The organism is Micromonospora sp. DT4, from assembly GCF_049841675.1.
Lineage (GTDB): Bacteria > Actinomycetota > Actinomycetes > Mycobacteriales > Micromonosporaceae > Micromonospora.
In genome coordinates this window covers 41,934-58,604 of record NZ_JBNCKT010000005.1, presented here as the reverse complement: position 1 = coordinate 58,604, position 16,671 = coordinate 41,934, and the positions used below count along the sequence as shown (strand labels likewise).

The 16,671-nt window shown below is 70.8% G+C and carries 20 protein-coding genes and 3 tRNA genes; 15 read left to right on the top strand and 8 right to left on the bottom strand.

Annotation, left to right across the window (positions count from 1 at the left end; translation table 11 throughout):
- Window positions 1-14: 14 nt before the first annotated feature.
- From ACLQ24_RS03470 to nusG, 9 genes are all read left to right on the top strand, one after another.
- A complete protein-coding gene (locus ACLQ24_RS03470; protein WP_425888940.1) occupies window positions 15-2,549 on the top strand; it encodes a putative bifunctional diguanylate cyclase/phosphodiesterase in 2,535 nt (844 codons plus the stop codon).
- Window positions 2,550-2,641: 92 nt separating this feature from the next.
- Window positions 2,642-2,714: transfer RNA gene (locus tag ACLQ24_RS03465), tRNA-Thr, on the top strand.
- Between the two features lie 24 nt (window positions 2,715-2,738).
- Window positions 2,739-2,811 (top strand) — tRNA-Met (locus ACLQ24_RS03460).
- Window positions 2,812-2,940: 129 nt separating this feature from the next.
- Complete coding sequence (rpmG, locus tag ACLQ24_RS03455; RefSeq protein WP_341717669.1) at window positions 2,941-3,108, top strand: 50S ribosomal protein L33; 168 nt, start codon at window positions 2,941-2,943, stop codon at window positions 3,106-3,108.
- Window positions 3,109-3,234: 126 nt separating this feature from the next.
- Complete coding sequence (locus tag ACLQ24_RS03450) at window positions 3,235-3,681, top strand: FAS1-like dehydratase domain-containing protein (RefSeq protein WP_425888939.1); 447 nt, start codon at window positions 3,235-3,237, stop codon at window positions 3,679-3,681.
- Window position 3,682: 1 nt separating this feature from the next.
- Window positions 3,683-4,075, top strand: a complete 393-nt coding sequence (locus ACLQ24_RS03445) for a MaoC family dehydratase (protein ID WP_425888938.1) — start codon at window positions 3,683-3,685, stop codon at window positions 4,073-4,075.
- 129 nt (window positions 4,076-4,204) lie between these two features.
- Window positions 4,205-4,277 (top strand) — tRNA-Trp (locus ACLQ24_RS03440).
- A 212-nt stretch (window positions 4,278-4,489) separates the two neighbouring features.
- The gene (secE, locus tag ACLQ24_RS03435; RefSeq protein ID WP_357134040.1) at window positions 4,490-4,882 is read left to right on the top strand and encodes a preprotein translocase subunit SecE; all 393 of its coding nucleotides are present in this window, start codon (window positions 4,490-4,492) and stop codon (window positions 4,880-4,882) included.
- Between the two features lie 39 nt (window positions 4,883-4,921).
- Window positions 4,922-5,644: a transcription termination/antitermination protein NusG gene (gene nusG, locus ACLQ24_RS03430; protein WP_355053308.1), complete on the top strand. Its 723-nt coding sequence runs from the start codon at window positions 4,922-4,924 to the stop codon at window positions 5,642-5,644.
- Window positions 5,645-5,711: 67 nt separating this feature from the next.
- Here the strand turns inward: nusG and ACLQ24_RS03425 are convergent, their stop codons facing one another.
- The gene (locus ACLQ24_RS03425) at window positions 5,712-7,289 is read right to left on the bottom strand and encodes an MDR family MFS transporter (RefSeq protein WP_425888937.1); all 1,578 of its coding nucleotides are present in this window, start codon (window positions 7,287-7,289) and stop codon (window positions 5,712-5,714) included.
- Between the two features lie 112 nt (window positions 7,290-7,401).
- On the opposite strand from ACLQ24_RS03425, the gene ACLQ24_RS03420 reads away from it, so the two are divergent.
- Window positions 7,402-8,016: a TetR/AcrR family transcriptional regulator gene (locus tag ACLQ24_RS03420; RefSeq protein WP_425888936.1), complete on the top strand. Its 615-nt coding sequence runs from the start codon at window positions 7,402-7,404 to the stop codon at window positions 8,014-8,016.
- A gap of 11 nt (window positions 8,017-8,027) precedes the next feature.
- On the opposite strand, the gene ACLQ24_RS03415 is transcribed toward ACLQ24_RS03420, so the two are convergent.
- Both ACLQ24_RS03415 and ACLQ24_RS03410 read right to left on the bottom strand, forming a co-directional pair.
- Window positions 8,028-8,537 carry a GNAT family N-acetyltransferase gene (locus ACLQ24_RS03415; RefSeq protein ID WP_425888935.1) on the bottom strand — a complete coding sequence of 170 codons (510 nt, stop codon included), beginning with the start codon at window positions 8,535-8,537 and terminating at the stop codon, window positions 8,028-8,030.
- The gene (locus ACLQ24_RS03410; RefSeq protein ID WP_007464729.1) at window positions 8,534-8,755 is read right to left on the bottom strand and encodes a biotin/lipoyl-binding carrier protein; all 222 of its coding nucleotides are present in this window, start codon (window positions 8,753-8,755) and stop codon (window positions 8,534-8,536) included. The genes ACLQ24_RS03415 and ACLQ24_RS03410 overlap by 4 nt, the downstream gene beginning before the upstream one ends.
- A gap of 209 nt (window positions 8,756-8,964) precedes the next feature.
- Between ACLQ24_RS03410 and ACLQ24_RS03405 the strand changes: the two genes are divergently transcribed.
- Window positions 8,965-9,039 carry a 50S ribosomal protein bL37 gene (locus tag ACLQ24_RS03405; protein WP_369814844.1) on the top strand — a complete coding sequence of 25 codons (75 nt, stop codon included), beginning with the start codon at window positions 8,965-8,967 and terminating at the stop codon, window positions 9,037-9,039.
- A gap of 118 nt (window positions 9,040-9,157) precedes the next feature.
- Here ACLQ24_RS03405 and rsrA read toward each other — a convergent pair whose 3' ends face one another.
- The 5 genes from rsrA to ACLQ24_RS03380 form a co-directional block, all read right to left on the bottom strand.
- A complete protein-coding gene (gene rsrA, locus ACLQ24_RS03400) occupies window positions 9,158-9,445 on the bottom strand; it encodes a mycothiol system anti-sigma-R factor (protein WP_425888934.1) in 288 nt (95 codons plus the stop codon).
- Between the two features lies 1 nt (window position 9,446).
- Window positions 9,447-10,265 carry a sigma-70 family RNA polymerase sigma factor gene (locus tag ACLQ24_RS03395; protein WP_425888933.1) on the bottom strand — a complete coding sequence of 273 codons (819 nt, stop codon included), beginning with the start codon at window positions 10,263-10,265 and terminating at the stop codon, window positions 9,447-9,449.
- A 215-nt stretch (window positions 10,266-10,480) separates the two neighbouring features.
- The gene (locus ACLQ24_RS03390) at window positions 10,481-10,999 is read right to left on the bottom strand and encodes an alpha/beta family hydrolase (protein WP_425888932.1); all 519 of its coding nucleotides are present in this window, start codon (window positions 10,997-10,999) and stop codon (window positions 10,481-10,483) included.
- A 53-nt stretch (window positions 11,000-11,052) separates the two neighbouring features.
- Window positions 11,053-11,445 carry a WhiB family transcriptional regulator gene (locus ACLQ24_RS03385; RefSeq protein ID WP_425888931.1) on the bottom strand — a complete coding sequence of 131 codons (393 nt, stop codon included), beginning with the start codon at window positions 11,443-11,445 and terminating at the stop codon, window positions 11,053-11,055.
- A gap of 195 nt (window positions 11,446-11,640) precedes the next feature.
- On the bottom strand, window positions 11,641-12,351 hold the full coding sequence (locus ACLQ24_RS03380; protein ID WP_425888930.1) for an SOS response-associated peptidase: 711 nt from the start codon (window positions 12,349-12,351) through the stop codon (window positions 11,641-11,643).
- Window positions 12,352-12,453: 102 nt separating this feature from the next.
- Here ACLQ24_RS03380 and aroA point away from each other — a divergent pair, with 102 nt between their 5' ends.
- The 4 genes from aroA to ACLQ24_RS03360 all read left to right on the top strand — a co-directional run bounded on the left by aroA (window position 12,454) and on the right by ACLQ24_RS03360 (window position 16,648).
- Complete coding sequence (gene aroA, locus ACLQ24_RS03375) at window positions 12,454-13,755, top strand: 3-phosphoshikimate 1-carboxyvinyltransferase (protein ID WP_425888929.1); 1,302 nt, start codon at window positions 12,454-12,456, stop codon at window positions 13,753-13,755.
- Window positions 13,756-13,876: 121 nt separating this feature from the next.
- Complete coding sequence (gene rsgA / locus ACLQ24_RS03370) at window positions 13,877-14,887, top strand: ribosome small subunit-dependent GTPase A (RefSeq protein ID WP_425888928.1); 1,011 nt, start codon at window positions 13,877-13,879, stop codon at window positions 14,885-14,887.
- Window positions 14,888-14,915: 28 nt separating this feature from the next.
- Entirely contained in the window at window positions 14,916-15,734 is an 819-nt protein-coding gene (hisN, locus tag ACLQ24_RS03365; protein ID WP_425888927.1) for a histidinol-phosphatase, read from the top strand.
- A gap of 26 nt (window positions 15,735-15,760) precedes the next feature.
- Window positions 15,761-16,648, top strand: a complete 888-nt coding sequence (locus ACLQ24_RS03360) for a hypothetical protein (RefSeq protein WP_425888926.1) — start codon at window positions 15,761-15,763, stop codon at window positions 16,646-16,648.
- The last annotated feature ends 23 nt before the right edge of the window (window positions 16,649-16,671 follow it).

Genomic DNA, 16,671 nt, shown 5'->3' with positions numbered 1-16,671 from the left:
CGAGGGGGCGTTGCATGGCGGGTAGTGGCCGCGCAGGTCCCCGCTCCAACGAACGCGCCTGGTTCATCACCGGGCCGATGGCGATGCTGGCTGTCGTCTGCTCCACCATCGTTGGTCTGGTTGCCCAGGAGCCCGTGGGGACCTGGCCGCTCGCGGGTGCCCTGCTGGTCGGCATGGTGGCCGCGGGGCTCCCGGTGCTCAACTTCTCGGTCCGGCGTCAGTCCATCGGCGTAACCCTTACCGAGATCCCGCTGGTCCTGGCGTTCTACCTGCTCCGGCCACTCACCGTGGTCTGCATTTACACCCTCGCGGCCGTCATCACGCACCTCAGGCACCGCTTCGGCGCGACGAAATTCTGGTTCAACGTCGCCCGAGCGGCTGCGGGCTCGTCACTGGCGGTCCTGGTGTTGCAGGCACTGCCACCTGTGCACGGGGTCGGTCCCGACACGTGGCTGACGCTCTTCGTGGCGGCCAGCATGGTCAACCTGGTGAGCATTCTCTCGGTCGCCGGGGTGCACACACTTCTGCAGGGCTGGCAGGTGGGCCGGGAGACCATCCGGAGATGCCCGCCGGCGGTGCTCACCGCCGCCATCAACATCGCCAGCGGTTTGGTCGTCCTCATCCTGATCGCCGTCACCTGGTGGTCGCTTCTGCTGTTGGCCGCTCTCGTCGCGGCGTTGGCCATCGTCTACCGGGCGTACGCGCAGTTCTTCCGGCAGCACCGCACCCTCGCCGACATGTACGAGCTGAGTCGAGCGGTGGCCGAGAGTGGCCATGACGGGACCTTGGCGGACGCGCTCCTGGGGCGGGTCCGCGCGCTCATGCAGGCGGAGTACGCGACGCTCTGGTTGCCGGCGCAGGGCCGGCATCCAGAGGTGCTGTTGACGGCGCGTAACGACGATCCGGGCTTGCTCGACCTCGCCAAGACCCCCGCCGTCCTGAGGAAACGGGCCCGGGACGAGGGCCGCGTCGTCGCGGTTGGACGGGGCATGACCACCGATGGCGACTTGCGGGGAGAGCTGACCGCAGAGCGCGTCAAGGACGTCATCGTGCTTCCCCTGCGGTCTGGTCACGTGATCATCGGCACCCTCGAGGTGGCGAACCGGCTCGGCGACAGCAACTACTTCGTCCGTAACGACGTTCCGCTCTTCGAGACGGTTGCGGCCCACGCGGCGGTGGCTCTGGAAAATTCCCGCCTGGTGGATCGTCTGCGGCACGACGCCTACCACGACGCGTTGACCCGGCTCCCCAACCGTCGGCGGATCACCGAGGCACTGGAGGAGTCGGTCAAGATCCGCGCACCCGGCGAAGTGGTGGCGCTGCTGCTCTTCGACGTGGACGGGTTGCGCCAGGTCAACGAGTCCCTCGGCCACGCCGCCGGCGACAAGGTGCTCGTCGAGGTCGCCAACCGGCTGCGCGCCAGCGCGCCGTCGTCGGCCCTGGTCGGCCGGCCCAGCGGAGACGAGTTCCTGGTGACCCTGCGTCTGGAGGACGCCGACGCGGCATTGGAGTTGGCCGAGCAGTTGCGCGACCAGATCCGCGACGAGATGGTCTTCGACGCGCTCACCCTCGACGTGAACACCGCCGTCGGGGTCGTCGTACACCCGGATCATGGCAGCGACGCCGCGACCCTGCTGCTGCGAGTCGATTTGGCGGCGAACGCCGCCAAATCGGTGCCGGGCAGTGTGCAGTTGTTCAACCCGGGCCTGGAATCCCGGTCGTTGCGCCGGCTGGGTCTCGCCGGTGACCTGCGTCAGGCGTTGAACCAGAACGAGCTAGAGGTCTACTTCCAGCCCAAGGTGACCTTGCGGGACCGGCGTCTGGTCGGTGTCGAGTGTCTGGCCCGGTGGGAGCATCCGACGCACGGCACCGTCGCTCCCGAGGACTTCGTGGCGGTGGCCGCGCACACCGGCCAGTTGAGTCGGCTCACCGAGGTGGTGCTCCGCGAGGGTCTGCGGCGCAGCCGGGACTGGGCCGAGGCCAACCAGCCGCTGCCCATCGCGGTCAACCTCGCCGCCCGCACGCTCACCGATCAGCACTTCCCGGACCGGGTGCAGGAGCTGCTGACCGAGTACGGGGTGCCGGCGCAGCGCCTCACCCTGGAGATCACCGAGTCGGGTGTGCTGGACGGCACGGACCGGCCCATCCCGACGCTGCGTCGGCTCCGCGATCTCGGCGTCCGGCTGTCGGTGGACGACTTCGGCACCGGCGACTCCTCGCTGGCCCACCTGCGGCGGCTGCCGGTGCACGAGGTGAAGGTGGACCGCTCCTTCGTGCAGGGCATGGCGACCGATCCGGGGGACCTGGCGATCGTCAACGCGGTGGTGACGCTCTCCCAGCAGTTCGGCCTGGCTGTGGTCGCCGAGGGCGTGGAGAGCGAACTGACCCTGGAGCTTCTCCAGGACATCGGATGCGAGATCGGTCAGGGCTTCCTGTTCAGCCGACCGCTGCCCTACGAGCGGCTGGCCGCCTGGTTCGGGGCCCAGGTGGACCCGGAGGCGATCTCCGGCTCCGGTGGGGAACTTCCGCGCCTGCGTGTGGTGCCCTGAGCTGGGCATACAGGGTCGCCGGGGATCCGATTTCACCTGCCGAGCCGTGCCGTGTATTCTACTTCTGCGCGCCCCACGGGGAGATCGCGCAGGCCCCCTTAGCTCAGTCGGCAGAGCGTCTCCATGGTAAGGAGAAGGTCTACGGTTCGATTCCGTAAGGGGGCTCGAGGGTTCAGCTGGACCCACCGCGGCGGTGTAGCTCAGATGGTAGAGCAAGCGGCTCATAATCGCTGTGTCGCCGGTTCAAGTCCGGCCACCGCTACTCTCGTCTTCCGGGCTTCCCGGTGGTCGTTGAGGTGGGCGCCACTGGCGCCCACTTTGCATGTCCGCGCAGTCAGCGTCTAGGCTGACGCGTCGTAGTTGTTTCCGTTAGCGAGGAAGGCACTCCGCCGTGGCGAAGGCTACCGATGTCCGGCCGAAGATCACTTTGGCGTGTGTGGAGTGCAAGGAGCGCAACTACATCACGCGCAAGAACCGCCGGAACGACCCCGACCGCATCGAGATGAAGAAGTTCTGCCCGCGCGACGGCCGGCACACGGTGCACCGCGAGACCCGCTGATCGCTGGCCGGCAACACGCCGGCCACCGTCGAAGCCTTTCCAGCCGCCGATCTGACCGGTACGGCGCGGCATTGCCGCAGCCCGCCGACCAGATCGGCGGTTGTGCTTTCCGTGTAGGTTCGCGGCATGTCCCTGGACCCTTCATTCGTCGGCCGGACGTATCCGCCGACCGCCCCCTACCAGGTGGGCCGAGAAAAGATCCGTGAGTTCGCCACGGCCATCGGCGCCACCGACGCCGCTCACCACGACCCGGCCGTGGCGCAGGCCCTGGGCCACCCGGACGTGGTCGCCCCGCCGACCTTCCCGGTGATCGTCACCATGGCCGCGACGCGCCAGATCATCGAGGACCCGGACCTGGGAGTGGACTACAGCCGCCTCGTCCACGGCGACCAGCGCTTCGCGTACACCCGACCGGTGGTCGCGGGCGACGAGCTGGTCTGCACCAACACCATCGAGGAGGTCACCAACCGGGGCGGGCATGGCCTCCTGACCACCCGTACGGACGTGAGCACCGTCGCCGGGGAGCCCGTTGTCGCCGTCTGGGCCCGGTACGTCATTCGTGGGGAGGCTTGAGATGGAACTGTCAACCAAGACGTTCCGGGTGACCCGAGCGGACCTGATCCGCTACGCCGGCGCCTCGGGTGACTTCAACCCGATCCACTGGAGCGACCGGGTCGCCACGAAGGTCGGACTGCCCGGGGTCATCGCGCACGGCATGTTCACCATGGCGCTGGTCGGCCGGGCGGTCACCGAGTGGGCCGGCGCGCCCGACGCGGTGGTCGAGTACGGCGTGCGGTTCACTCGGCCGGTGGTGGTCCCCGACGACGACCAGGGGACCGAGATCGAGGTGACCGCGCGGGTCCGCGAGGTGACCGAGGACGGCCTCACTCGGCTCGAGGTGACCGCGACCTGCCTCGGCGACAAGGTGTTGTCACAGGCCCGGGCGACCATCCGCACGGCACGCTGAACCCTCCCCGCCACGCGTGGCGGGGAGACCGGTTGGGAAAGTCGGGCGCCTACCCGTACACTGGTCCGCCGTGGGGCAAGTGATCCCTGCTCGGTCGTCTGTGACCGGGTGGGGCGAGTGTTGCCGCACAGGGGTGTAGCTCAATTGGCAGAGCAGCGGTCTCCAAAACCGCAGGCTGCAGGTTCAAGTCCTGTCACCCCTGCGCCTCAGGCCTGACCGTTCCCGTGGGTCGCGCCGCCGACAAGGCGGCGTCCGGCCCGTGGTGGTGGCATCGGCGGGGTGGTTCCGAGGCACTCGGGGCTACCGTCGAACCACCGGCCGCGGCCCGTCGCGGGACGGTTGGGTCCGGCCGGCGTGACCAGCGCCGCGTACGCCGCCCGGCGTGCGACCCGAGATTCCGCGACGGAGGGCGAAGTGGCCGACAACAAGCGGCGCGGCGAGGACGCCGGCGACGATCGTCTCGACGACGAGATCGTCGACGACGTAGCCGACGACGACGCCACTGGCGCGGACGAGCCGGTCTCCCGGGGAGGCACCGCGACGCGGGCCCGCGCTCGGGCGGAATCGGCGGACAGCCGGCCGACCACGAGGTCGGAAACCGGTCGGGTGGGCGTGTTCGGCCGCATCGCCCGGTTTTTCCGCGAGGTCGTTGCCGAACTGCGTAAGGTCATCTGGCCGACCCGCAAGGAGTTGCTGACGTACACCGCCGTGGTGGTCACGTTCGTCGCGGTGATGCTGACGATCGTGGGCGTGCTGGACTACGGCTTCGCCAAGGCCGTGTTGTTCGTCTTCGGCAACTCGGACTGACCGGCTGTCTCCAGCCGATAGTGACGGAAGTGAGCGAGCGTGCCTGAGTACGACGAGACCGCCGGAGAAGTGGACGAGCAGTCCACGGTCGCGACGGCGGCTGGTGACGAGTCGGTTGAGGCCGCCAGCGAGCCGGAGTTCCCCACCACCGAGCCTGCGCCGGACGAGGACTACGACCCGGTCGCCGAGCTGCGGCAGAAGCTGCGTTACGCGCCGGGTGACTGGTACGTGGTGCACTCGTACGCCGGTTACGAGAACAAGGTGAAGACCAACCTCGAGACCCGGATCACGAGCCTCGACATGGAGGACTTCATCTACCAGGTCGAGGTGCCGACCCGGGAAGAGGTCGAGGTCAAGAACGGTAAGCGTTCGCAGGTCCAGGCCAAGGTCTTCCCCGGTTACATCCTGGTCCGGATGGAGCTGACCGCCGAGTCGTACTCGTGTGTCCGCAACACCCCGGGCGTGACCGGCTTCGTTGGCGCGACCGACCGGGCCGACCGGCCCGCGCCGCTGTCGCTCGACGAGGTGCTGAAGTGGCTGGCGCCGGCCGTCGAGACCGAGCAGAAGAAGGCGAAGCCGGAGATCAAGGTCCTCGACTTCGAGGTCGGCGATTCGGTCACCGTCACCGACGGCGCGTTCGCGTCGCTGCCGGCCACGATCAGTGAGATCAACGCCGACCAGCAGAAGCTCAAGGTGCTGGTGTCGATCTTCGGTCGGGAGACCCCGGTGGAGCTCAACTTCAACCAGGTCGCCAAGATCTGACCGGTCGTGGGGGGGGGGCCCGGCCCGCCCCCCCCCGCGGCGGGCGCGGCGCTTCTTCGGGGGAGGGTCAGGCCACGGGTGCCTTGCCGAGGGCGACCTCGGCCTCTTCCTCCGGAGTCGCCTGCGGCGGCGCCTCGTTGGCGGTGCGCAGCGGGATCTCCTTGATGAACCAGGCGAGCACCGGGATCACCACGGTGAACAGCACGGCCCAGAGGAACACGTGCGAGATCGCGTCGGCGAGGCCGCCGAGCACCACCTCACGCACCTGGGCAGAAAGATCCTTGAGCTTCTCCAGATCCATCTCGCCCTCGCCGCCGCTGAGCGCCTTGCCGGCAGCGGAGTCGGCCAGCCGGTGCGCGAAGATCGCACCGAACAGGGACACACCGAACGAGCCGCCGATCGACCGGAAGAACGTGGCCGCGCCGCTCGCCGCGCCCAGGTCCTTCTGCTCCACGCTGTTCTGGGCGATCAACATCGAGGTCTGCATGAGGAAACCCATGCCGACGCCGAGCACGACCATGTAGAGCGAGGACGTCAGCTTGCTGGTGTTGAGGTCGAGCATGGACAGCAGCGCCATGCCGCCGGCCATCACCACACCACCGACGATCGGGTACGCGCGGTACTTGCCGTTCTTGGTGATCGCCCGTCCGATGACGAGCGAGACGACGAGCATGCCGAACATCAGCGGCAGCAGCAGCAGGCCGCTGTTGGTGGCCGAGGCCCCCTGGACGGTCTGCTGGTACAGCGGCAGGAAGTTCATGGCGCCGAACATCGCGAAGCCCAGCAGGAAACCGATCACCGAGATCAGCGCGAAGTTGCGGTTGGCGAAGAGCCCCAGCGGCAGGATCGGCTCCGGGGCCCGGCGCTCCACCAGGCCGAACGCCACCAGCGTGACCAGTGCCAGCGCGGCGAGACCGAAGATCTGCGGCGAGACCCAGTCGTACTCGTTGCCACCCCACGTGGTGATCAGGACGGCCGCGGTGATGCCCACCGAGAGCAGCCCGGCGCCGAGCCAGTCGATGCGGTGCTCGGTCCGGTACTTCGGCAGGTGCATGGTGGTGATGAGCACGATCAGCGCGATGCCGCCCAGCGGCAGGTTGACGTAGAACGCCCACCGCCAGGAGAGGTTGTCGGTGATGAAGCCACCGACCAGCGGGCCGGCCACCATGGCGATGGCCATGATGCCGGCGATCATGCCCTGGTAGCGCCCACGCTCGCGGGGCGGGACCAGGTCACCGATGATCGCCATCACGCCGACCATCAGACCGCCCGCGCCCAGGCCCTGGACGGCCCTGAAGGCGATCAGTTCGATCATGCCCTTGTCGACGCCACCGAACATCGCCGAGCCGGCCATGCCGCAGAGGGCCGACCCCACCAGGAAGACGACCACCGACGTCAGGAAGACCGTCTTGCGACCGTAGAGGTCGCCAAGCTTGCCCCAGATCGGCGTGGAGACCGTGGTACCCAGGATGTACGCGGTGACGATCCACGTGAAGTGGCCGGCGTCGCCGAACTCGAAGGTGATCCGCGGCAGCGCGGTGCTGACGATCATGTTGTCGAGCATCGCGAGCATCATCGCGATCATCAGCCCGAACAGCACGACCCGTACGTTGGGTCGCACGTCGGCCTGGGTTGCCTGAGTCATGGGTAAGCTCCCCCCGAGGATTGTCCTACTTACTTGCTGCCCAGCTAGTCACCTTACTAGCCGCACGGTAAGTTGGGTACCAACTGGCGGTCAACCGAATTGGAGGGCGTGGGTGAGGGAGAGCACAGGCGGCACCCGCGAGCGGATCAAGGCCGTCGCGTTGGAGCTCTTCACCGAGCAGGGGTACGAGAAGACCTCACTGCGGGAGATCGCCGAACGCCTCAACGTCACCAAGGCCGCGCTCTACTACCACTTCAAGAGCAAGGACGACATCGTCGCCAGCTTCGTGGAGGATCGGCTCGACCAGATGGACGCGCTGACCGCCTGGGCCGAATCACAGCCCACGACCCTGGCCACCCGGCGCGCCCTCATCTCCCGCTACGCCGACACGATGTTCGGCGGCGACATGCCGTCGGTGATGCGCTTCTTCGAGCAGAACCAGACAGTGCTCAAGAGCCTCTCCTCCGGTCAGCAGATGCGCAGCCGGATGATGCGGCTCGCCAGCGCCCTCTGCCGGGGCGACGACTCCCCCGCCGCGCAACTGCGCGCCACCCTGTCCCTGTTCGCCGTGCACACGAGCTGGTTCGCCGTGCGGGCGCCGGACATCACCGACGCGGAGCGTCGCCGGCTCGCGCTCGAGGTGGCCGACGAGCTGCTGGCCGCGATCGGCGGTGCGGAGCCCGACGAGGCCGCGACGCCGAGCGACCCGGCCAACGCGCGCGGCTGACGAGCCGGCTCTCAGGTGCGGGGCAAATCCAGCCGCAGGCCGCGCAGCGCCACACCCGCCGCCGGCGACCAGTCCTTCTCCGGCGTGCGGACGAACCCGAGACGCTCGTAGAGCCGGTGAGCCGGCACGGCCATCCCCGCGCGGACGCAGATCACGACCGCCGTGCAGCCCAGCTCGGTCGCCCGGTCGACGCACGCCCGGGCCAGTGCCGCGCCGACACCCCGCCCCTGGGCCGCCGGGTCGACGGCCAGCATGCGGAACTCCGCCTCGCCCGGCCCGGACAACTCGGCGAACGGGGTGCCCGGCAGCACGAAGGTCACCGAGCCGAGCACCGCGCCGGTCGCCTCGTCCACCGCGACCAGCACCTCACCCTCGGCGGCCCGGGTCGACACGTCGGCCAGCACCGCCCCGTACCCGTGCTCGCCCTTGAGCTGACCATCCGCCTCGTAGGCGGCCACGGTCAGTCGGGCGACCGCCGGGAAATCCGCCGTGTCGGCGAGCCGGACCAGCAGGCCGGTCAACCGATCACCGCGATCAGGTCGCCGTCCTGCACGACGTCGCCCTCGTGGACGGCGAGCTGCTGGACGACGCCGTCGGCCTCCGCGACGACCGGGATCTCCATCTTCATCGACTCGAGGATCACCAGGGTGTCGCCCTCGGACACGGTGTCGCCCGCCGACGCGACGACCTTCCAGACGTTCGCCACCATCTCGGCGCGGATCTCCTCGGCCATGTCCACGGCCCTCCCTCTTCGCGATGTGCCTGCCGACGTATCCAATCACGCGAGGCTGGGGCATGGGTGCACAGCGGCGCGGGTCGGCCCCGGGGGAAGGGACGGGGTGCCGGCCGCACTACCATCAGCGGGTCGGACCCGACGCCGGGCGGCCGGTGGGTGCAACCGGCGAGGCCGCGCGCAGCGCGGATCCGACCCATCACGAGGAGGTCAGCATGGCGAAGAAGTCCCGCAAGAAGAAGGCCCGCAAGAAGAGCGCCGCGAACCACGGCAAGCGTCCCAACTCCTGAACGCGCCGACGGGCCGATGCGCCCGTCACCGGTCAGTCCCACCCGGCACAGGCCGGGTACGCCGGTGGCCCGGGTCGAAATCGACCCGGGCCACCGGTGTTTCGCCGTACGCCGACGCTCAGTCGGCCAGCTCGCGGGAATCGCTGGTCTCAAAGACCACCAGCTCGGTGAGCTTGATCCGCAGCCGCTCACGCAGCTGATCCGGCGCGGTCTCGTTGCCGCAGCAGCGGGCGACCAGCGCCCGGACCTCCTGCTCGAGCCCGTACTCGCGCAGGCACGGCCCGCACTCGTCGAGGTGGTGCCGGATCAACGCGCGCCGCTCGTCGGCGCACTCGAGATCCAGGTAGAGGTAGACCTCCGCGAGCACCTCGCGGCAGTCCGTCTCGTGCGGCTCTCCACAGCTCACGTCACACCTCCCGGCCGGCAGCGGCGGCGGTCGAGCCCTTCGCGGAGCGGGCCGGGCTGAAGCCCCGCTCCGCGGCGTACTGCTCGAGCAGCTTGCGCAGATTACGACGGCCACGGTGCAGACGCGACATCACGGTGCCGATCGGCGTGCCCATGATGTCGGCGACCTCCTTGTAGGAGAAGCCCTCGACGTCGGTCAGGTAGACGGCCAGGCGGAACTCCTCCGGCAACTGCTGGAGGGCCTCCTTCACGTCGCTGTCCGGCAGCCGGTCCAGAGCCTCGGTCTCGGCCGAGCGCAGACCGCTGGAGGTGTGCGACTCGGCCTCGGCGAGCTGCCAGTCGGTGATCTCCTCGGTCGGCGCCTGGATCGGCTGGCGCTGCCGCTTGCGGTAGGAGTTGATGTAGGTGTTGGTCAGGATCCGGTAGAGCCAGGCCTTCAGGTTCGTGCCCTGCTCGAACTGGTGGAAGGCCGCGTACGCCTTCAGGTACGTCTCCTGGACCAGGTCTTCGGCATCCGCCGGGTTACGCGTCATGCGCAGCCCAGCAGCATAGAGCTGATCGACGAATGGCATCGCGTCCCGCTCGAACCGGGCCCTGCGCTCGTCCGTCTTCTCGGTGGTCAACCGCACATCCCCTCGCGTCGGATGCTTCCCCGCCGAGGATACGCGCACGGACCTGCCCACAGATTCACTTCCGGCCGGTGTGCTCGTGCTCACTGCACCCACCCCGCCCGGTCCCGCTGTCACGGGCCAGTCCGGACCATCCAACAGCCGCCGTAGCTGCCGGGCGTCCCGCTCCAGGCTTCGTGTCTCGGTCGGCACCGGTCACCCCCCTCGCAGAAAGTCGTCCGGGGTTAGTAACGCGAGATGACCACCGGGGCATTCCGGCCGGCTCTCCCGTTCCTGGTCCCGGCCCCGGTGGTGCCGGCGCTGGGACCAGGAAGGGCCTGGGAGGACTGGCACCGCCTGTCCGAATCGGTCCGACGGCGCCATCGGTTGCAACGACCCGCGCCCGGCACCGGAAACGGTCCGCCGGGTCAGTCGGCCGTCCAGCCGTGGGAGCGCAGCCAGTCCCGTACGACGGTGGCCGTGCCGGCCGGGTCCCGCCGCAGGTCGTGCGTCTCCCCCGGACGGCTCACCACCCGCACGTGCGGCCCGGACGCCGGCATCCCGAACGGGTCCCGGTCGCCGTTGACGACAAGGGTCGGCAGGCCGGTGGCGAGTTCGGCGGCCCGGGAACGCTCCGGCCGGCCGGGTGGGTGCAGCGGAAAGGCCAGCGCGACGACGCCGACCGCGCCGACCGCGCGGGCCGTCCGACAGGCCACCCGCGCGCCACTGGAACGACCGCCGACCAGGATCGTGGGTACGTCGGCGTGCCGCTCGCGCAGCACGGCCAGCACGGCGGTCCACGCCTCGTCGAGGTGCCCGGCCGGAGCCGGCGCACGAGCCGGCGCGACCGCGGCCGCGCGGTCCGGCGGACCGGCCGGACCGGCCGGCAGGTCGGTGTCGATCCGCGCAGGACCGCGCGGGGTGTCGATGTCGTCGCTGGGCAGCACCGGCCCATTCTGCTCCGGCCCGGCCGGTCACCGGGATCGGTCCGCCGCGTTGGTCAGCTCAGCGGCACCAGGGCGAGCAGGCGGTCGCGGACCGGAGGGCCCGCATCGTCGACCGCGTCCGGATCGGGCTCGACCTCGCCGCGCCACGCGACAAGCATCGCCCGCCGCTCGCGGGGCGTGGTCGCGCCCCACACGCCGTGGCAGTCGCCCACCTCCAGCGCCCATGCCAGACAGGAACCCTGCACGTCGCAACTGCGGCACAACGCGACGGCGGCGTCCGCCGGTTCGTTCGGCGCCGGAAAGAACGTCTCCGGATCGACGCTCTGGCACGTTCCTCTGGTGCGCCACGCCTCGTCCTGCCGCCGTTCTCGCAGAGCCCGCAGCAGCCGCGGATCTCTGCGTGCCGCAGCCACCTCGTGCGGGCGGGGCATACGTGCCCGTGTCATTCCACCCACCTCCCCCGTGGGACCGGCAGGATCGATGAAGTCGTCCGCCCCGTGCGAATCGACAGCCACTACCGGCGCTGTGTTGTATCGCACTTTCGGACACCGGGACAAGGGGCTTCCGAGAACATGGCTGAACGGCCAGGCGACGAATCGATCAGAACCTGGCAAATCAGTGCCCGACGATGCCTCTCATCTTCAGAACAGGGTCAGCTCCGGTGGGGACGACATCGACGGGACGGGCACCCGGACGGTCAACCCCGGGCCGTCGTTGCGGACGTCGCCCACGGCCGGCCCGACCGGACGGATCTCCAACCCGGCGAGGAGGTCGGGCGACGCGGGCGTGAGCAGGCGCTCGGGCTCGTCACACGGCGTCAGCCACGACGACCACCGCTCGGGCGCCAGCAGCACCGGCATCCGGTCGTGCACCTCGGCCAGCTCGCCGAGGGCCGCGGTGGTCAGCACGCTGAAGGTGAGCCGGCTGTCGGCGCCGGACTCCCAGACCGACCAGATGCCGGCCAGGGCGAGCACCGAGCCGTCGGCGGGGGTCATGAAGTACGCCTGCCGACCGCCGTCGGGTCGGCGGACCCACTCGTACCAGCCGTCGGCCGGAACCAGGCAGCGACGCCGGGCGAACGCGCCGGCGTACGCCCGGCTGGTGGCCACCGTCTCGGCCCGCGCGTTGATCATGCGCGCCGCGCCGGCTGCGGACCGGGACCAGTGCGGCAGAAAACCCCAGCGGGCGACGCAGAGACTGCGGTGGCCCTCGGGGGTCAGCCGGACCAGCGGCACGCGATCGGTGGGCGCGACGTTATGATCCGGACGGATCACTCCGTCGGTGTCGTCGGACGACTCGAACAGGGCGCTCAGCTCACCGGCGCCACGGGTCGTCGCGTACCTGCCGCACATGCGCCCACGCTAACCCCTCAGGGGCCTCGCCGGATGTCTCGCCAACCGGGAGTACGACCGCCGGTCGATGCCCTCCACCGGCCGACACGGCAGAATGTAACCGTGGGGAATCTGACCGCGACCCGGCCGCCGCAGCCGTGGACCGCACCGACCGCATCCGATCCGGTGGCGGCGACGCTGCGCCTGCCCGGCTCCAAGTCGATGACCGCGCGCGCCCTGGTGCTCAGCGCCCTGGCCGCCGGGCCGTCGACCCTGGCCGAGCCGCTGCGCGCCCGCGACACCGAGCTGATGTCCGCCGGTCTGCGCGCGATGGGCGCGCACGTCTCGATCAGTGACGAGGAGCGCTGGCTGGTCCGGCCGCACCCGCTGGTCGGCCCCGCCCACGTGGACGTGGGACTGGCCGGCACCGTGATGCGGTTCCTGCCGCCCGTGGCGGGCCTGACCGACGGGCAGGTCACCTTCGACGGCGACCCGTACGTCCGCACCCGCCCGCTCGGCCCACTGGTCGCCGCGCTGCGCTCGCTGGGCGTCCGGATCGACGTCACCGGCACGGGCAGCCTGCCGCTGACCGTGCTCGGCACCGGTGGGGTCACCGGCGGTGAGGTGGTGATCGACGCGTCCGCGTCCAGCCAGCTGGTCTCCGGGCTGCTGCTGGCCGCTCCCCGCTTCGACAGAGGTCTCGTGGTGCGCCACGTCGGCCCGCCGGTGCCGTCCGCGCCCCACCTGCGGATGACCGTGCAGATGCTGCGCGCCGCCGGCGCCGCCGTCGACGACAGCACCCCCGACGTGTGGACCGTCGAGCCCGGCCCGCTCACCGGGCGCGGCTGGGAGATCGAGCCGGACCTCTCCGGCGCCGTACCGTTCTTCGCCGCCGCCCTGGTCACCGGCGGCGAGGTGACCCTGCAGGGTTGGCCGCACCGCAGCGCACAGCCAGTCGAGCAACTCCGTTCGCTGCTACAGCGGATGGGCGGCGAGGTCACCCTCTCCACCACCGGGCTGACCGTCCGGGGCACCGGGGTGGTGCACGGCGTGACCGCCGACCTGTCCGACGTCGGTGAGCTGACCCTGGTGCTGACCGCGCTGGCCATGCTGGCCGACTCGCCGTCGGTCTTCACCGGCATCGGGCACATCCGCGGCCACGAGACCGACCGGCTCGCCGCGCTGGCGCGGGAGTTCGGCGGGCTCGGTGCGGACATCACCGAGACCACGGACGGGTTGGAGATCCGGCCCCGCCCGCTGCGCGGCGGGGTCTTCCACACCTACCACGACCACCGGATGGCGCACGCCGCCGCGGTGGCCGGGCTCGCCGTTCCGGGCATCGAGGTGGACGACGTCGGGTGTACCGCCAAGACGATGCCCGAGTTCCCGGCACTATGGTCAGCGATGGTGACCGGCAAGAGCTGACGCGAGAAGAGGACGGGTCCTGGCGACCAGACGGCGGGAGTACGACGAGGACGACGTACGGGTCCGGCCCGGCAAGTCGTCGCGTCCGCGTACGCGCACCCGACCCCAGCACAGTGACGCGGTGGACGGCTTCGTCATCGCCGTCGACCGGGGGCGCTACCAGTGTGTGCTGGCCGGCGCCGAACGCGGCGTGGTCGGGGCCGAGCTGCCGACGGTGACCGCGATGCGGGCCCGGGAACTGGGCCGCAAGTCGGTGGTCGTCGGTGACCGGGTCAGCCTCGTCGGGGACACGTCCGGCGCGCAGGGCGCTCTCGCCCGCATCGTCCGGATCGCCGAGCGCCGCTCGGTGCTGCGCCGCACGGCGGACGACGACGAGACCACCGCCGAGGGCCGGTTGGAGCGGGTCGTCGTGGCGAACGCCGACCAGTTGGTGATCGTCAGCGCGTTGGCCGACCCGCCGCCGCGTACCGGGTTCATCGACCGCTGCCTGGTGGCCGCGTACGACGCGGACGTCGAGCCGCTGCTCTGCCTCACCAAGGCCGACCTGGCCGGGCCGGAGGCGGTGCTGGGCTACTACACGGAGCTGGAGCTGCCGTACGTGCTCAACCGCCCCGACTCCGACCTGGGCGCGCTTCGTGCGCTGCTGAGCGGCAAGGTGTCGGTACTGGTCGGGCACTCCGGGGTGGGCAAGTCGACGCTGGTGAACCGCCTCGTCCCGGACGCCGCGCGCGCGGTCGGCGTGGTCAGCGCGATCGGCCGCGGCCGGCACACCTCGACCAGCGCCGTGGCGCTGCGACTGCCACCGGTGCCAGGCGTCGACACCGACCCGGGCTGGATCATCGACACCCCGGGCATCCGCAGCTTCGGGCTGGCGCACGTCTCCGCCGACAGCCTGCTGCACGGCTTCCCCGACCTGGTCGAGGGCACCGTCGACTGCCCGCCCAACTGCCAGCACACGGCCGACGAGACCGACTGCGCGCTGGACGCCTGGGTGGCCGCCGGCAAGGCCGACCCGCGCCGGCTGGCATCGTACCGCCGGTTGCTCGCCTCGCGTGCCGGCGACGGCGACGCGCGCGGCGACAGCGACCAGCGCGGGCCCGGCGAGGGCGACCGGCGCGGGCCCGACGAGTGAGCCGGCGGGCGTCGGCTAGGTTGCCGGCATGACCGGGTACGCCGACGACCTCGCCCTCGCCCACCTGCTCGCCGACCGCGCCGACGCCATCGCCACGGCCCGGTTCCGGGCGCTCGACCTGCGGGTGGACACGAAGCCGGACCTGACACCGGTCTCCGACGCGGACACCGCCGTCGAGCGGGAGATCCGCGCGCTGCTGGCCGAGCACCGGCCCGGCGACGGACTGCTCGGTGAGGAGTTCGGCGCGGCACCGGCTACCGACCCGGGTGGTCGCAGGTGGATCGTCGACCCGATCGACGGGACCAAGAACTTCGTCCGCGGGGTGCCGGTGTGGGCCAGCCTCATCGCGCTGTACGACGGTGACCGCCCGGCGGTCGGCGTGGTGTCCGCTCCCGCGCTGGGACGGCGTTGGTGGGCGAGCGCGGGCGCGGGCGCGTACGCCGGTCCCGGCCCCGACGCGGGCGAGCGGATCGGCGTCTCCGCGGTCCGCAGCCTCGGCGACGCGAGCGTCTGCTACTCGTCGCTGACCGGATGGGAGGACGCCGGACGGCTCCACGCGATGCTCGACCTGCTGCGGGCCGGCTGGCGCAGCCGGGCGTACGGCGACTTCTACGGCTACATGCTGCTGGCCGAGGGCGCGCTGGAGGTGATGGTCGAGCCGGAGCTGTCCCTGTGGGACGTGGCGGCGCTGGTGCCGATCGTGACCGAGGCGGGTGGCACGATCACCGATCTGCGCGGTCGACCCGCGCCGACGGGCGAGCCCGGCACCGAGAGCAGCGTGGTCGCCACCAACGGTGTGCTGCACGCCGACATCCTCGCCCGCCTGGATCGACCAGCCGAGCGCTGACTCCCGACAACCTCTATCCTCGCCAGGTGGTCTCCTCCGGCTGGTGCTTCCTCGCGGCGATGATCGTCGCGTACGGCTTCGCCAACCTGCTCCAGTCGGTGGCCGCGGCCCGCACCACGGTGCACCACACCTTCGATCCGGGTCTGCTGCTGAGACTGGCCGGGCACCGGACGTACCTGGTCGGGCTGACCTGCCAGATCGGCGGTTTCGTGCTCGCCTTCCTGGCCCGGCGCGATCTGCCCCTGTTCCTGGTGCAGGCGAGTGTGGCGGCCGGGCTCGGGGTGACCGCCATCATTGGCGTACTGGTGCTGAAATGGCGGTTGCCGATGGCGGAGGTGGCCCTCCTGGCCCTGCTCTTCGCCGGGATCACCGCGCTGGTGCTGGCCGCGCGGCCGGCGCCGTCGAAGCAGCTCGGCACCGCCGGTTCGGTGGCGCTGCTGGTGGCGCTCGGGGTCATCGCGGTCCTCGGCGTCTTCGCCGTCCGGCTGCACGGCGCCCCCGGCTCGGTGGCACTGGGCTCGCTGGCCGGGTTGGCGTTCTCCTCGGCCGCGGTCGCGGCCCGACCCCTGGCCTCCGCGCCCTCGGCCGAGGCGTTCCTCGCCAACCCGCTGTTCTACCTGCTGGTCGCCCACTCGGTCGTCGGCCAACTGCTGCTCGGCCTGGCCATGCAGCGCGGCTCGACGACCGCCGCGGTCGCCGCCATGGATGCCGCCGGGGCGGTACCCGCGGCGATCGTCGGTCTGCTGCTGCTCAACGACAAGATCTGGCCGGGGCGGGAGTGGCTGGCCGCCGCCGGTTTCCTGGTCACCCTGGCCGCCGTGATCGGCCTGACCCGGTACGCCCAGCCGCAGCAGCACCGCACGGTGGCGCACCGCCGCGACCGGGCCATGGTCGGGGTGGGTCGGCCCATCTGAGCGAAAGCCCACGCCACTTTGTG

What these genes read in the sequence shown, in the direction of transcription:
- ACLQ24_RS03445 (WP_425888938.1), top strand. Translation starts at nt 3,683, where the DNA reads ATGGAACTGTCAACCAAGACGTTCCGGGTGACCCGAGCGGACCTGATC.
- ACLQ24_RS03450 (WP_425888939.1), top strand. Translation starts at nt 3,235, where the DNA reads ATGTCCCTGGACCCTTCATTCGTCGGCCGGACGTATCCGCCGACCGCC.
- ACLQ24_RS03425 (WP_425888937.1), bottom strand. Translation starts at nt 7,289, where the DNA reads ATGACTCAGGCAACCCAGGCCGACGTGCGACCCAACGTACGGGTCGTG.
- ACLQ24_RS03385 (WP_425888931.1), bottom strand. Translation starts at nt 11,445, where the DNA reads ATGACACGGGCACGTATGCCCCGCCCGCACGAGGTGGCTGCGGCACGC.
- ACLQ24_RS03470 (WP_425888940.1), top strand. Translation starts at nt 15, where the DNA reads ATGGCGGGTAGTGGCCGCGCAGGTCCCCGCTCCAACGAACGCGCCTGG.
- ACLQ24_RS03380 (WP_425888930.1), bottom strand. Translation starts at nt 12,351, where the DNA reads ATGTGCGGCAGGTACGCGACGACCCGTGGCGCCGGTGAGCTGAGCGCC.
- hisN (WP_425888927.1), top strand. Translation starts at nt 14,916, where the DNA reads ATGACCGGGTACGCCGACGACCTCGCCCTCGCCCACCTGCTCGCCGAC.